At 62.2% G+C, this 14,158-nt stretch carries 14 protein-coding genes; all 14 read left to right on the forward strand.

The window, feature by feature from the left end; genetic code table 11:
* Positions 1-13: 13 nt before the first annotated feature.
* The 14 genes from GJB56_RS05435 (at position 14) to hypF (ending at position 14,153) form a co-directional block, all read left to right on the forward strand.
* Positions 14-1,120 (forward strand): alcohol dehydrogenase catalytic domain-containing protein, encoded by a 1,107-nt coding sequence (locus GJB56_RS05435; protein WP_175470332.1) that lies wholly within the window; start codon positions 14-16, stop codon positions 1,118-1,120.
* 111 nt (positions 1,121-1,231) lie between these two features.
* Positions 1,232-2,863 carry a cutinase family protein gene (locus tag GJB56_RS05440; RefSeq protein WP_113682928.1) on the forward strand — a complete coding sequence of 544 codons (1,632 nt, stop codon included), beginning with the start codon at positions 1,232-1,234 and terminating at the stop codon, positions 2,861-2,863.
* 155 nt (positions 2,864-3,018) lie between these two features.
* Complete coding sequence (locus GJB56_RS05445; protein WP_020907448.1) at positions 3,019-3,348, forward strand: hydrogenase maturation nickel metallochaperone HypA/HybF; 330 nt, start codon at positions 3,019-3,021, stop codon at positions 3,346-3,348.
* A 2-nt stretch (positions 3,349-3,350) separates the two neighbouring features.
* Positions 3,351-4,211, forward strand: a complete 861-nt coding sequence (hypB, locus tag GJB56_RS05450; protein ID WP_113682927.1) for a hydrogenase nickel incorporation protein HypB — start codon at positions 3,351-3,353, stop codon at positions 4,209-4,211.
* Between the two features lie 163 nt (positions 4,212-4,374).
* Positions 4,375-5,490 (forward strand): NiFe hydrogenase small subunit, encoded by a 1,116-nt coding sequence (locus tag GJB56_RS05455; RefSeq protein ID WP_020969412.1) that lies wholly within the window; start codon positions 4,375-4,377, stop codon positions 5,488-5,490.
* A 54-nt stretch (positions 5,491-5,544) separates the two neighbouring features.
* Positions 5,545-7,338 carry a nickel-dependent hydrogenase large subunit gene (locus GJB56_RS05460; protein WP_113682926.1) on the forward strand — a complete coding sequence of 598 codons (1,794 nt, stop codon included), beginning with the start codon at positions 5,545-5,547 and terminating at the stop codon, positions 7,336-7,338.
* Positions 7,339-7,341: 3 nt separating this feature from the next.
* Positions 7,342-8,244 (forward strand): NifU family protein, encoded by a 903-nt coding sequence (locus GJB56_RS05465; RefSeq protein ID WP_113682925.1) that lies wholly within the window; start codon positions 7,342-7,344, stop codon positions 8,242-8,244.
* A 19-nt stretch (positions 8,245-8,263) separates the two neighbouring features.
* Positions 8,264-8,884, forward strand: a complete 621-nt coding sequence (locus tag GJB56_RS05470; protein ID WP_166655195.1) for a DUF5947 family protein — start codon at positions 8,264-8,266, stop codon at positions 8,882-8,884.
* Positions 8,881-9,519 (forward strand): DUF6084 family protein, encoded by a 639-nt coding sequence (locus tag GJB56_RS05475; RefSeq protein ID WP_021344000.1) that lies wholly within the window; start codon positions 8,881-8,883, stop codon positions 9,517-9,519. The genes GJB56_RS05470 and GJB56_RS05475 overlap by 4 nt, the downstream gene beginning before the upstream one ends.
* Positions 9,516-10,880, forward strand: a complete 1,365-nt coding sequence (locus GJB56_RS05480; RefSeq protein ID WP_113682924.1) for a hypothetical protein — start codon at positions 9,516-9,518, stop codon at positions 10,878-10,880. Before GJB56_RS05475 ends, GJB56_RS05480 begins: the two co-directional genes overlap by 4 nt.
* 79 nt (positions 10,881-10,959) lie before the next feature.
* Complete coding sequence (locus GJB56_RS32045; protein WP_003942178.1) at positions 10,960-11,079, forward strand: DUF6893 family small protein; 120 nt, start codon at positions 10,960-10,962, stop codon at positions 11,077-11,079.
* A 6-nt stretch (positions 11,080-11,085) separates the two neighbouring features.
* Entirely contained in the window at positions 11,086-11,580 is a 495-nt protein-coding gene (locus tag GJB56_RS05485) for a hydrogenase maturation protease (RefSeq protein ID WP_113682923.1), read from the forward strand.
* Between the two features lie 3 nt (positions 11,581-11,583).
* Complete coding sequence (locus tag GJB56_RS05490) at positions 11,584-11,868, forward strand: HypC/HybG/HupF family hydrogenase formation chaperone (RefSeq protein WP_020907457.1); 285 nt, start codon at positions 11,584-11,586, stop codon at positions 11,866-11,868.
* Complete coding sequence (gene hypF, locus GJB56_RS05495; RefSeq protein ID WP_113682922.1) at positions 11,865-14,153, forward strand: carbamoyltransferase HypF; 2,289 nt, start codon at positions 11,865-11,867, stop codon at positions 14,151-14,153. The genes GJB56_RS05490 and hypF overlap by 4 nt, the downstream gene beginning before the upstream one ends.
* Positions 14,154-14,158 lie beyond the last annotated feature (5 nt).

Below are 14,158 nucleotides of genomic sequence, written 5' to 3' on the forward strand. Positions count from 1 at the left end.
TCGGGGTGTGCAGTTGAAGATCCGTGGTGCAGTGCTCGAAGAGATCGGCCGGGAGCGTCCCTTTGCGGAGTCGACTCCGATTTCGATTTCGGAACTCGACCTCGAATCCCCGGGCCCGGGTGAGATCCTCGTCAAGATCGAAGCTGCCGGGCTTTGTCACTCCGACCTCTCCGTGGTCGACGGGAATCGCGTTCGCCCCGTGCCGATGTTGCTGGGCCACGAGGCAGCTGGTCGAATCGTCGAACTCGGCGACGGCGTTGATTCGTTGTCGGTGGGCACCCGCGTCGTGATGACTTTTCTTCCGCGGTGTGGCGAGTGCGCGGGATGCGCCACTGACGGCCGGATGCCGTGCACGGTGGGTAGCGCCGCCAACAACGACGGCAGTTTGCTCGGTGGCGCGCAACGACTGCGGCGCTCCGGCGAGAGCGTCAAACATCATCTCGGCGTTTCGGGTTTCGCGACGCATGCGGTGGTCAACGCCAAGTCCGTAGTTGCCGTCGAAGACGATATTCCGGCCGAGATTGCAGCCGTACTCGGCTGCGCGGTGTTGACCGGCGGGGGAGCGCTACTCAACGCGGCCAAGCCTCGCCCGGCGGACACTGTGATGGTGGTCGGCTTGGGCGGCGTCGGGATGGCCGCAATCCTGACGGCGCGGGCACTCGGGGTCGAGAACGTCATCGGCGTCGACGCACTGGAGTCCAAGCTGGCTCAGGCGCTGGAACTGGGCGCGACCGAGGTCTTCACACCGTCCGGCCTGTCCGAGAGTGGCGTTCGCGCAGACATCGTCGTCGAAGCTGCGGGAAATGCTCGGGCGTTCGAGACAGCCGTGGCCGCGACGGCAGCGGGTGGCACGACCGTCACGGTCGGGTTGCCTGCGCCTGATGCGCGCTCGTCGATCTCGCCGCTCGGGCTGGTGGCCGAAGCGCGGACCATCATCGGCAGTTACCTCGGATCCGCGGTCCCCGCCCGCGACATCCCGATCTACGCGCAATTGTGGCGGGACGGGAAGCTGCCGGTCGAGAAGCTCATCTCCTCGCGAATCGAGTTGGACGACATCAATTCCGGCATGGACGAACTTGCGGACGGAAAAGCAATCCGACAGGTCATTATTTTCGACTGAAATCGTTACCTCCTGTAACGCTTCTCTCATACTGGACGACTACTCGAATGACGTTGCGTGACGCCCCGGGGGTCGGTCGTACGTTTTCCAAAAGTTGATTGGGGAGAAGATATGCCGGTTCGTGGGTTCTTTTCGCGACATCGAATACTGGCGGGTGCAGTAGCGCCCGCAGCGCTCGGCGTGGCCGCGTTGGTGGCGGTCGCAGTTGCCGTGGATTCTCCGCAATCGCAGACGATCGAGACCGAGTTGACCGCGTCTGTCACCGAGTGCCACGACACGGTCGGGATCGGTGTTGCCGGTCGCGGAGACACGCCGGTCGAGGGCACAACGAAGATGCTCGTCGGTGCGGATGGAACGACACTCCTCCCGGCGGCGCTCACAGACGACTACAGCAGTTACTGGGTCGACCCGGTACTCAAGGCGCCCGCCGGTTCGGTCAAGGACGGCTCGTACGCCTCCGTCTACATCGCGTATCCCGCAAACATGGACAGTTACGAAGAGGCCGTGACGACGGGCGCGGACAACACCCGCGCTGTGATGAAGGCAATCAGCGCGGCCTGCCCGAACACGAAGTTCTCGATTGTCGGATACAGCGAAGGCGCTGACGTAGTGCGCCGCGTCGCGATGGACATCGGGTCGGAGTCGAGCACCTCCGGCATCAACCCGGACAACGTCGTCGGTGTGGTGATCTTCGCCGACGCTGGTCGACTCGCGGGCGAGGGCCCGTTCCCCGGCGCCGAGAACCCGTACGCGAACCCTGACGGTTTCAACGAGCAATATCAGAACGGCAAGAACACGGCTTCCGGATCCGGGGCACTGCCGGGAACCAGCGGAGATTTCGGGGCCCTGAACGGCAAGATTGCGTCGTTCTGCTCTGACGGCGACCTCACCTGCGCAGCTCCCGAGAACATTTCACTCCTGATTCTGGCGGCAAACGTCGGTCGGCAGCTCAACGTCGACCAGTTGCAAGCGCAGAATCTGACGCCCGCCACCGGCATGGACATCGCGGTCGTGATGGGGCGAGTGATGTTCGACGCCTTCAACGACATCTCGAGCAATCCCACCTGGATGCAGAGCGACGAAACCTTCCTCGACGTCTTGCTGAAGGTGTCCGATCCGGCGTACAAGCCGAGCGAGGCCACCACGACGCCGGTCGCAAAGGACTCGGTTTCCACTGAGGAAGTGTCGCCGTTGGCGTACCTGCCGCAGAAGCTGTTCAAGGAAATCGTCGGCCTCATCGCCACGAACCAGAACACCATCCCCGTAGTCATGAACGATCCGTACGGCCTGACCTTGGGCCCGGATGTCGGTCACCACTTCGACTACTGGCGCGATTCGGATGCTGCAAACGGCAAGCCCCTGACATCAGCGGAGTACGCAGCGGCGTGGCTGACCTATCTGGCCAAGCAGGCGCAGGACGGCAAGCCGGTCGATTCGTCGGCGAAGCCGACCGCCGAAGAGATGGCGGATGCCATCGACGCCTTGGCTGCTTCGCCTTCGGTTACCGACTCGGCCAAGCCCACCACAACCACGGGCGAAGCGGTACAACCCGCACCCGCAGGTTCGGAATCTGCAGCACCGGCACCCGCGGCTCCGACGACGACATCCGTTGCGCCGGCCGCGACGCCGAGTGTGACTTCAACCGTGGCGCCGTCGACTTTAGTCGAGTCGAGTGAACCGCCCGCCGCGACCACGACAACGACAACATCAACAACAACAACGACACAGGCTGCGGCCGGCTAGCCGAGACGTTTCCGTTCGTCAAAAACGCTGTCACAGGCTGCGATCCGCAAGTAGTTGCGGATCGCAGCCTGTTTTGTATGTACGGGTTACGTACAGCGGCGGTTGGTGCTTATCGTGGAAGGGAGGTTTCCGGATCACGAATCGTGGGTTTCACCGTGCACGAGCTGTCTATTGCGCAGAGTGTGGTCGAAGCTGTGTGCGAGCGTGCCGGCGAGCGACGAGTATCGAGTGTGCGGCTGGAAGTAGGGCAACTCTGCGCAGTGGTTCCACACTCTCTGCTGTTCTGCTTCGACGTTGTCACGGCGGGTACTCACGCCGAGGGTGCCAGCTTGCACATCGATCAGATTGCAACCAGCGCGCGATGCAATAGCTGTGGCGTGACTTTCTCGCCGCCCGACATGTTCTTGTTGTGTGGGTGCGGCAGTGCTGATGTCGAGGTGCTTGCCGGCCGCGAGTTGCGGATCCTGTCGATGGAAGTGAGCTGAGCATGTGCGCGACGTGTGGGTGCGGGGACACTACGGGACCTCGGGTGTCGGTCGTCGCCGGCGGAGAACACGAGCAGGACGACAGCCATGGGCACGGTCACCACCACCACCACCACGACCACGACCACGACCACGACCACGACCACGACCACGACCACGACCACGACCATGACCATGGGCACGGTCACTCCGACCACACGGTAATTCTCGAGCAGCAGGTGCTTGCCAAGAACGACGGCATTGCGGTTCACAATCGTGAGTGGATGCGGGGCCGCGGAATCACGGCGCTCAACATCATGAGTTCGCCCGGCGCGGGTAAGACGACATTGCTGGCGCGAACGATCCGGGAACTAGGAGGACAACGACCGATTGCCGTGATCGAAGGTGACCAGGAAACCCGGCTCGACGCCGAGCGGATTCGTGAGGCCGGCGCGTCAGTGGTCCAGGTCAACACGGGGGCGGGCTGTCACCTCGATGCCGAGATGATCGATCGCGCGCTGCGCGCCTTGGACCCCGCGGACGAGTCGCTGCTTCTGATCGAAAACGTAGGAAACCTGGTGTGCCCCGCGCTCTTCGACCTGGGTGAGGAAGGCAAGGTTGTCCTAATATCGACGCCGGAGGGGGGCGACAAGCCGAAAAAGTACCCGCACATCTTTGCCGTCGCGGACCTCGTGGTGATCAACAAGATCGACTTGCTCCCGTACGTCGAGTTCGACGTCGATGCCTGTGTCGCGCAAGCGAAAATCCTCAATCCTGCTGTGCGCGTTGTTGTTCTATCGGCCACGACAGGTGAGGGCATGGACGAGTGGTACGAGTGGATCGGTAGTCGTTCGGCGATTTCTCCGGTGGCCGTTGACAACTGATCTGCTCGGGTAGTTAATGAAATGAGTGGGTGCCACGCAAGTGGGCCGAGGTTCGACTCCGGTGGCGTCAGCGTTTCGGTGCCGCAGCAATTTGAGGCCATAGCGTGTCAGGCAGTAGCGGTGCCGAGAATCAGGCGCAAGTGCACCCGTGAAAGCGGCTGACATGGACACACAAAAATCGACTGCTGGCACCACGGCGGAACCTGCCTCCGAAAGCGCAGCTACCCCGGAAAGCGCAGCGGCCAAAGCGGAAGAAACTCTGATCCACGTGCTGTGGATCAATGCCGGTCTCAGTTGCGACGGTGATTCGGTGGCGCTCACCGCGGCCACGCAACCCAGTATCGAGGAGATCGCGCTCGGTGCGTTGCCCGGCCTGCCTCAGGTGGCGGTTCATTGGCCGCTCATCGACTTCGAATGTGGACCGCAGGGTGGCGCTGACGATTTCCTGGAATGGTTCTGGAAAGCCGACCGGGGAGAATTGGAACCCTTTGTTCTTGTTGTCGAAGGATCTATACCGAACGAGAAACTTCACGACGAAGGGTACTGGTGTGGTTTCGGGAACAATCGCGAAACCGGCCAACCGGTCACCACGAGCGAATGGCTCGACAAGCTGGCACCGAAAGCCACTGCGGTAGTTGCGGTCGGCACGTGCGCAACCTATGGCGGCATACATGCGATGGCCGGCAATCCGACCGGTGCGATGGGCGTGCCGGACTATCTCGGGTGGACCTGGAAATCGAAGGCGGGCATCCCGATCGTGTGCGTTCCCGGGTGTCCCATTCAGCCGGACAACCTCTCCGAGACCCTGACCTATCTTCTGTACATGGCCACTGATCAGGCGCCGATGATTCCCTTGGACGAATCCCTCCGCCCGCAGTGGCTTTTCGGTGCCACCGTTCACGAGGGCTGTGACCGTGGCGGGTACTACGAGCAGGGCGAGTTCGCGACGGAGTACGGGTCGCCGAAGTGCATCGTCAAGCTGGGATGTTGGGGACCGGTCGTGAAATGCAATGTCCCCAAACGCGGTTGGATCAACGGAGTCGGCGGGTGCCCTAATGTCGGCGGGATCTGCATCGGCTGCACGATGCCGGGATTCCCGGACAAATTCATGCCGTTCATGGATGAACCACCTGGCGGCAAACTCTCCACCAATGCGGTGGGAATGTACGGGTCCGTGATCCACAGTCTGCGCCGGATCACCGGTCACACGTTGGACAAGGAACCGCACTGGCGCGAGCGCGGGTCGAAGTTGCTCACCGGTGCGACGCGTACGTGGTGACCGACCGGATACCTTCAAATCAGTTCGTGAGCAACGTCTCTGGGAGGCACTGCAATGACGGCCATCGTTCCCGAACCCACCTCGACTGCGGACCGCGACGGTCTTGTCGAGATGGCGTGGGACCCCATCACCCGAATCGTCGGCAGTCTGGGTATCTACACCAAGATCGACTTCGCCAACCGCGAAGTGGTGGAGTGCCACAGCACGTCGTCGATCTTTCGTGGGTATTCCCTGTTCATGAAGGGGAAGGACCCGCGCGACGCGCATTTCATCACCAGTCGTATCTGCGGCATCTGCGGTGACAATCACGCCACGTGCTCGTGCTACGCACAAAACATGGCGTACGGCGTCAAGCCGCCGCATCTAGGCGAGTGGATCGTCAATCTCGGCGAGGCCGCCGAGTACATGTTCGACCACAACATTTTTCAAGAGAATCTGGTCGCAGTCGACTACTGCGAGAAGATGGTCTCCGAGACGAATCCCGGTGTGCTGGCGCAGGCAGAGAACACGCGCTGCCCGCACGAGGAGCAGCACGGTTATCGCACGATCGCGGACATCATGCGGACTCTCAATCCGTTCACGGGTGAGTTCTATCGCGAAGCGTTGCAAGTCTCGCGTTCGACTCGCGAAATGTTCTGCTTGATGGAGGGTAGGCACGTCCACCCGTCGACGCTCTATCCCGGCGGCGTCGGAACCGTCGCGACGATCGAACTGATGACGGACTACATGTCGCGGCTGATGCGGTACGTCGAATTCATGAAGAAGGTCGTGCCGATGCACGACGACCTGTTCGACTTCTTCTACCAGGCGCTGCCTGGTTACGAGAAGGTTGGCCTGCGGCGGACCCTGCTGGGTTGTTGGGGATCGTTCCAAGACCCCGAGTACTGCAATTTCTCGTACAAGGACATGACCGACTGGGGCCGGAAGATGTTTGTCACTCCCGGTGTGGTTGTCGACGGAAAGTTGGTCACCACGGATCTGGTGGACATCAACCTCGGTATCCGAATCATGCTGGGGTCCTCGTATTACGAGGACTGGAGTGATCAGGAGATGTTCGTCAAGACCGATCCGCTGGGTAACCCGGTCGATCGCCGGCACCCGTGGAATCAACACACCAACCCTCACCCGCAGAAGCGGAACCTCGAGGACAAGTACAGCTGGGTCATGTCACCGCGATGGTTCGACGGAAATGACAACCTCGCTCTGGATACCGGCGGGGGAGCATTGGCTCGTCTGTGGAGCACCGCTCTTGCCGGCCTGGTCGACATCGGATACCTGGAGTCGACCGGACACAGTGTGAAGATCAATCTTCCGAAAACAGCACTGAAGGGTCCTGTCTCGCTCGAGTGGAAGATTCCAGAACATGGCAGCAATACTCTCGAAAGAAACCGTGCGCGAACGTATTTCCAGGCATACGCAGCAGCGGCTGCCCTTCACTTCGCAGAGAAGGCGCTTGTCGAGATCCGGGCAGGCCGCACCAAGACGTGGGAGTCGTTCGAGGTTCCGGACGAGGGAATCGGTTGCGGATTCACCGAAGCCGTCCGCGGAGTTCTCTCACATCACATGGTGATTCGTGACGGCAAGATCGCGAACTATCACCCGTACCCACCGACCCCGTGGAATGCGAGCCCGCGCGACAGCTACGGAACCCCCGGTCCGTACGAGGATGCCGTGCAGGGTCAGCCGATCTTCGAGGAGAACGATCGAGACCACTTCAAGGGCATCGACATCATGCGGACCGTGCGTAGTTTCGATCCCTGTCTGCCGTGTGGTGTTCACATGTATCTCGGCGGCGGTAAGACCCTGGAGAAGTTGCACTCTCCGACGCAGTCCGTGACCGGGGAGTGATCGATGGAGCAATCGGCCGACTACTGGCGTGGAGCAGGTGAACGCATCGAGACGTTGTTGCAGGCCAATGCCGGTGCAGGCCCGGTGGCCAGGGATCGCGCCGAGCAACTGGTGCGCGAGGTCGTGCAGTTGTACGGCGCCGCACTCGAACGCACCGTCGCGCTGGCGGATCCGGCCATGATGGATGCGATGGTTCGCGACGATCTGGTGTCGAGCCTCCTACTGGTGCACGGACTTCACCCGCACGACGTCGAGACCCGCGTACGCACTGCGCTCGACAGCGTGCGTCCGTACCTCGGCTCGCACGGCGGGGACGTCGAACTGATCGAGGTGGCGGACGGCGTGGTGCGGCTACGGCTTCTCGGAAGCTGTAACAGTTGCCCTTCGTCGTCGGTGACCCTCGAAACCGCGGTCCAGGACGCGGTGCAGGCGGCGGCACCCGAGACCACCGGAATCGACGTCGAAACACCGGATTCGCACGAGCTGAAGTCGGGTGTGATCTCGGTCGAGTCCCTGTTCTCGCACGTACACGCCGACGGGGGAGGCGCGCACTGGGTGGAGGTCCCCGAATTTGCCGAAGTCGACGCGGGTGAGGTCGCGGGCTTCCGGGTATCGGATACCGATCTGTTGGTCTGCCGCTCCGGTGACGATCTGTACGCGTATCGCGACCATTGCCCCGTATGTGAGCATTCGATGGCGGGGGCTGTGCTCGAACGCATGATGGGCCTTCCTGTCCGAGACGCCGCCGTCCTTACCTGTCCGACGTGCTCTGCCCACTTCAGCGTGTACGGAGCGGGAGCGCGGGTCGGCACCGGCTCCGAGCACCTGGCGCCTCTGCCGGTGCTTATTCGCGACGGTGTGCTCTCGGTCGCGCTTGCCGACGATTCCGTGTTGCCGGTGACCTAGCCGTGGACGAAGCCTGGTCATGAAAACCACTGTGGGAGAGGTACTCACGCGAATCGCCTCGACGCGCGCCGTTCCGACCGGGCCGCTGTGTGAGATGTGCGCGGCGGGCATAGGTGACGAACACCAACACGTCGTGGACGTACAGGTCCGGAGCCTGATGTGCGTGTGCCGTCCCTGCTATCTGCTCTTTGCGCCGGTCGACGCGGATCTCCGATACAAAGCGGTTCCCGATCGGTATCTCGAATTTCCGGGCTTCGAACTCGCCCCTGGCCGGTGGGAGTCCCTGGAAATTCCCGTCGGCCTGGCATTCTTCTTTCGGAACTCACTCCTCGACAAGTACATAGTCTTCTATCCGGGACCTGCCGGAGCTACCGAATCCGAGCTGCCCATCGACTCGTTCGAGACTGTGCTCGCGGAGAATCCGGGGCTCTCGCAGATGCGGGCCGACGTCGAGGCGTTGATTGTCTCGGTGCCCGCGTCAGGACAATCGCCGAGATGCTTCGTTGTTCCGATCGACGCCTGCTACGAGCTGGTGGGCAGGCTGCGCACAGTGTGGCGCGGATTCGACGGGGGCCAGGATGCCGCGCGCGCGGTGGACGAGTTCTTCGGGCGCGTCGAGGCGCGAAGCAGGTCGGCATGACCGTCCTCGACTTCTCGGTCGACAACGTGGAGGTGGAACCGTATGCGGTTACACCAAATCTGACGGTGAGATTGAGGATGTCGGAGACTACCGGCGCGACCGTCCGAGCAGTCGCTCTACGCGCACAGGTTCGAATCGAACCGCACCGCCGGCCGTACTCCGACGAGGAAGGCGACGCCCTGCGCGATTTGTTCGGTCCGCGGGAGCGTTGGTCGAGTACGCTGCGAACCTTCTTGTGGATGGAGTGTTCCGCGGTCGTTCAGGGATTCACGGAAACAACGGTCGCGGCCTTACCCATGGCGTGTACGTACGACTTCTCGGTGACGGCGTCGAAGTACATGCACGCACTCCGTGACGGAACGATTCCGATCGTGGTTCTACTGAGCGGAACCGTATTCACCGACGGGCAGCGCGGTTTCTCGGTACAGCAGATCCCGTGGGACAGATCTGCTGCCTACGAATTGCCGGTCGACGTGTGGAAACAGCTGATGGCCACGCATTATCCGGCCTCTGGTTGGGTACGCCTCGACCATGAGACGATTGCCGATCTCGTGCGATTCAAGGCAGCGCACGGCTTCACGGACCTCGAATCAGCCGTGCGGCAGTTGCTCACGGCGAGCGAGGTGCCCCGATGACCCGAACTGAGATGGATCACGACGTTCGGGCCGTGGCCGACGCTGTCCTGTACGAGGGATATCTTCTCTATCCTTACCGGGCCGGCTCGGCGAAGAATCAATCCCGTTGGCAGTTCGGGGTTCTCGGACCGCCCGGCGCCGCCGGTGACGGAGTCGGCGAGGAACCGTCGATGTCCGCCCAATGTCTGCTCGGCGAACTCGAGCGGAACGGCGCCGAAGTAACGGCGACGGTGAGATTTTTGCACCACCAGTCGCGGACGGTTGAACGACTCGGCGCCGGCGGCGCGTGGATTCCGGTGGATCGGTTGGTAGTCGACGGGCACGAGGCGATCTCGTGGGACGAAGCCACCGAATCCGAGATCGTCTTGGGTCCGTGGGGTCTGGACGAACTCGAGGCCGGCGTCGAAGAATCCTTCTGTGCGGCGGGAGTTGTCGACGGAGAGACTCTGGCGGATTCTCGGGGCCGGGTAGTCGGACGGGTCGTTCGGACACGCCTTCCGGTGACCGGCTGCTTGGAATTGAACGCCTCCGCCGGGGACAGACGCAGGGTGATCTCCGTGAGCATCATGAACGACACGAGCGTCGACATGAGGGACAAGGGCACGGCCACGGCGCAGTCGATGCTCGGCACTCACGTCATTTTGACCTGCGCAGGCTCGAAGTTCGTGTCGTTGTTCGATGAACCAGATCACTCGGAGCCGCTGCGCCAAAATCGCTGTTATCCAGTGCTTGCGGGGACCGAGGATCCGACTCACCCCGGTACATCGCCCACCGTTCTGGTGTCACCGATCATCTTGTACGACTTTCCCGAGATTGCGCCGCAGAGCGAAGGATCCCTGTTCGACTCGACGGAGATCGACGAAATTCTCACCCTGAGAATTCTCGCCATGACCGAAGAGGAAAAGGCGCGGGCGCGGGCTACCGACTCGAAAGCTGCCGACATCATCGATCGATGTGAGAGCTTGACGGCCGACGATCTAGCCGGCCTGCACGGCGTGCTGCGAGATTCGATTGCCGGTTCTGATCTGATACCCGAGGTGCCTGACGGCGTGGACTGGTGGACGCCGGAAGCCGACACCAGTGTTCAACCACGCACCGACGCAGTTTTGATCAACGGCGTCCGCGTCTGTGGTGGAAGTACGGTTCGGCTTCACCCCTCACGTCGCGCTGATGCTCAGGACCTGTTCTTCGACGGCCGGATCGCCCACGTCGCCACCATTCATGAAGACGTGGACGGCGACATTCATGTTGGGGTGACGCTCTTGGACGACCCGGCCGCCGATCTGCACAACTGGTACGGCCGCTACCTGTACTTCGCGCCGGACGAGATAGAGCCGGTGCCGCGAGACGGCGCGAGTTGACGTACTTCACGCTGTCGGACTTCACGCTGTCGGACTTCATAGCTTTCGGACTTCACTGCTATCGAGAGGAGAACCCGCCATGAGGAGCATGGGATTGCTGTCGACGGCACTTCTCGGCGCCACCGCGATCGCAGCCGCGATCGTTCTGGTGGTGTCGATGCCGGACATCCAGCGCTATCTGCGAATGCGAAAGATGTAAAGCACTGTGCGCGTGCTGATTGCAGGCGTCGGAAACATATTTCTCGAAGACGACGGATTCGGCCCCGAAGTTGTTCGAGCGTTGCAGCATGAGAATCTCCCGACGGGGGTTCGCCTGGTCGACTACGGGATTCGTGGTGTGCATCTGGCATACGACTTGTTGGAGTCGTGGGACGCGCTGGTGCTGATCGACGCATTACCGGTGACCGGAGTGCCGGGGAAGCTTGCGATCATCGAAGTGGATCCCGAAAGTGAAGGTCCGCAAGGAGGTTTCGACGCACATTCCATGCATCCGAGTTCGGTGTTTGCCAGCCTGCAGGCCCTCGGCGGAGCACTCCCGCGGACGTTCGTGGTGGGGGCACACGCGAAATCGGTCGGCGACGGAATCGGATTGAGCACAGAGATGCGTGATTCGGTCGGGCAAGCCGCCTCTGCGGTGATGGCACTCGTCCGGTCGATCGACGTGGATTGTGATGCCACCACTTTGGGGCCGGAGGTGTGAGTCATGTGTCTGGGGATTCCGGGACGGGTACGCGAACTACTGGACGGATACGGCGGTCAACTCGCCCTCGTCGACGTGGAAGGTGCACCGCGCAAGGTCAACATCGGGATGCTCGACGAAGGCACCGTCACGGCAGGTGACTGGGTGGTGATCCACATGGGCTTTGCAGTCGAGAAGGTCGACGAACAGGGAGCACAGCGCGCTCGGGCCGGCCTCGAACTGATGGGCCTTGGTCAAGACGGTGAGATCGACGAGTCCGATACTCGTACCGGCGAGGTCGGGACATGATGATCGCCAGTCGTGTCATCGTTCGTGGCGTAGTCCAGGGTGTGGGATTCCGGCCGTTCGTTCACGCGACTGCGACCGAACTGGGACTGTCGGGTTCGGTGGGAAATTCTGCTCTCGGGGTCGTGATCGACATCGAAGGCGACGGAGAGGCAATCGATGCGTTTGTCGCTCGGGTGCGAAACCGCCCCCCACCGCTGGCGCGAGTGGAGTCGATAGAGCGCGAGGACTCGCCGCCGCTAGGTCGTCAGGGGTTTTGCATCATCGAGACGGATGCGGGGGCGGTCGGGCGAACCTTGGCGCCGGCCGATGTCGGGATCTGCGACGACTGCCTGCGGGAGCTGACTGATCCGAGCGATCGGCGATTTCGTCATCCCTTCATCACCTGCACCAATTGTGGTCCACGATTCACGATCATCGAGTCGATGCCCTACGACCGGGCCGCTACGACGATGAAGCGGTTCCCGTTGTGCGCGAATTGTGCGGCAGAGTACGTGGATCCCTCCGACCGCCGGTTTCACGCGCAACCGATTGCCTGCCCGGAGTGCGGTCCAACGCTTTCGTTCGTGGAAGGCGACGCGCCCGCGGTGACCGGCGAGGGTGCACTGCTACGAGCCCGATCGCTGCTACGAGACGGGAAGATTCTTGCTGTCAAGGGAATTGGAGGATTCCACTTGGCCTGCGATGCGCGTGATGATCGCGTGGTTCACGATTTGCGTGAACGCAAGCATCGACCGAGCAAGCCGTTGGCGGTGATGGTGCGCGATGTGAGAGAAGCCAGAGCGCTGGGTGTGGTCGGGGATGCCGAGGCTGATGCCATGTCCTCGCGCGAGCGTCCCATAGTGCTGGTTGCCAAAGCGTCTGGATACACGCTGTCTCCCTCGATTGCCCCAGGCATTCCGGACATCGGAATCATGTTGGCCTACAACCCGATTCAGCATCTTCTTCTCGGGTTGGCGGGAGACGCTGCGGGCCCCGCGGCGTTGGTGATGACGTCGGCGAACATCGGTGGCGAGCCAATTCTGTACTCCGACGACGATCTCGAACGGGTGGGTGACCTGGCCGACGGGGTGTTGACCCACAACCGTCCGATCTTGATGCCGTGTGACGACTCGGTGATGCGAATATTCGGCAGTGGACGACAGTTGCTTCGTCGCTCGCGCGGATATGCACCGCTGCCCGTTGCGGCGCCGTTCGATCTACCGCCCACCTTGGCGGTCGGGGCGGATCTGAAGAACACCTTCTGTCTTGCCGAGGGTGCGTATGTCTGGCCGAGTCAGCACATCGGAGACATGGGCGACCTCGCTGTCATCGACAGTTTTGCTGCCTCGGAGAGTCACTTCGAGTCGATCACCGGAGTAGTGCCGCACCAGATTGCCTGTGACGAGCATCCTCGGTATCGCTCGTCCTCGTGGGCTCGCAGTCGTAGTGGCGACCGACCGGTGCGCGTCGTCGGGCATCACCACGCACATGTGGCTTCCGTGATGGGGGAGAACGGCCGGGACGGGAGCGAACCGGTTCTCGGAATAGCGTTCGACGGCACCGGTTACGGGGCGGACGGCGCAGTGTGGGGAGGGGAATTGCTGCTGGCGACGTACAAGGGTTATCGCCGTCTCGCGCATCTGGGATACGTACCGCTGCCAGGGGGCGATGCCGGAGTGGAACGACCGTACCGAATGGCGCTCGCCCACCTCTGGCATGCCGGGTTGGACTGGGAATCCGACCTGGCGCCGGTGGCAGCCTGTCCGCCACGAGAGCAGTCGGTCCTACTTCACCAGTTGGCAACCGGTTTCGGGTGTGTGGACACCTCGAGCATGGGGCGGTTGTTCGATGCAGTCTCCTCGCTGACCGGGGTTCGTCAGAGCGTCGACTACGAAGCGCAGGCCGCCATCGAACTGGAGGGCATTTCGAGGGGAGTCGACTGCGCCCCGTCGCGGTACACCTTCGACTGGGTGCAGTCGGACGACGATTCATGGACAGCTGATCCACGGTCGGTCATTCGGGCCGTTGTCCGTGATCTCCGGGCGAAGGTGCCCGCCGACGTGATCGGCGCGCGCTTCCACGAATCCGTCGCGCACCTCGTACTCGAGTGGGCAATCCGTGGCCGGGAACTGGCGGGAGTGGACGAGGTAGTTCTCACCGGAGGCGTGTTTCAGAACCCTCTCCTGCTCGTCCGGGCGTGTGCCCTGCTCGGAGAAGCCGGATTCACGCCGTTGACAGGACTGCAGTTACCACCGAACGACGGTGGTCTCGCCTACGGCCAAGTGCTGGTCGGGAGTTCGTCATGAGGTCA

Source organism: Rhodococcus sp. AQ5-07 (genome assembly GCF_009707305.1).
GTDB lineage: Bacteria > Actinomycetota > Actinomycetes > Mycobacteriales > Mycobacteriaceae > Rhodococcus_F > Rhodococcus_F erythropolis.

What these genes read in the sequence shown, in the direction of transcription:
- GJB56_RS05470 (WP_166655195.1), top strand. Translation starts at nt 8,264, where the DNA reads ATGAAAACCACTGTGGGAGAGGTACTCACGCGAATCGCCTCGACGCGC.
- GJB56_RS05475 (WP_021344000.1), top strand. Translation starts at nt 8,881, where the DNA reads ATGACCGTCCTCGACTTCTCGGTCGACAACGTGGAGGTGGAACCGTAT.
- GJB56_RS05480 (WP_113682924.1), top strand. Translation starts at nt 9,516, where the DNA reads ATGACCCGAACTGAGATGGATCACGACGTTCGGGCCGTGGCCGACGCT.
- GJB56_RS05460 (WP_113682926.1), top strand. Translation starts at nt 5,545, where the DNA reads ATGACGGCCATCGTTCCCGAACCCACCTCGACTGCGGACCGCGACGGT.
- GJB56_RS32045 (WP_003942178.1), top strand. Translation starts at nt 10,960, where the DNA reads ATGAGGAGCATGGGATTGCTGTCGACGGCACTTCTCGGCGCCACCGCG.
- GJB56_RS05440 (WP_113682928.1), top strand. Translation starts at nt 1,232, where the DNA reads ATGCCGGTTCGTGGGTTCTTTTCGCGACATCGAATACTGGCGGGTGCA.
- hypF (WP_113682922.1), top strand. Translation starts at nt 11,865, where the DNA reads ATGATGATCGCCAGTCGTGTCATCGTTCGTGGCGTAGTCCAGGGTGTG.
- GJB56_RS05465 (WP_113682925.1), top strand. Translation starts at nt 7,342, where the DNA reads ATGGAGCAATCGGCCGACTACTGGCGTGGAGCAGGTGAACGCATCGAG.
- hypB (WP_113682927.1), top strand. Translation starts at nt 3,351, where the DNA reads ATGTGCGCGACGTGTGGGTGCGGGGACACTACGGGACCTCGGGTGTCG.
- GJB56_RS05455 (WP_020969412.1), top strand. Translation starts at nt 4,375, where the DNA reads ATGGACACACAAAAATCGACTGCTGGCACCACGGCGGAACCTGCCTCC.
- GJB56_RS05490 (WP_020907457.1), top strand. Translation starts at nt 11,584, where the DNA reads ATGTGTCTGGGGATTCCGGGACGGGTACGCGAACTACTGGACGGATAC.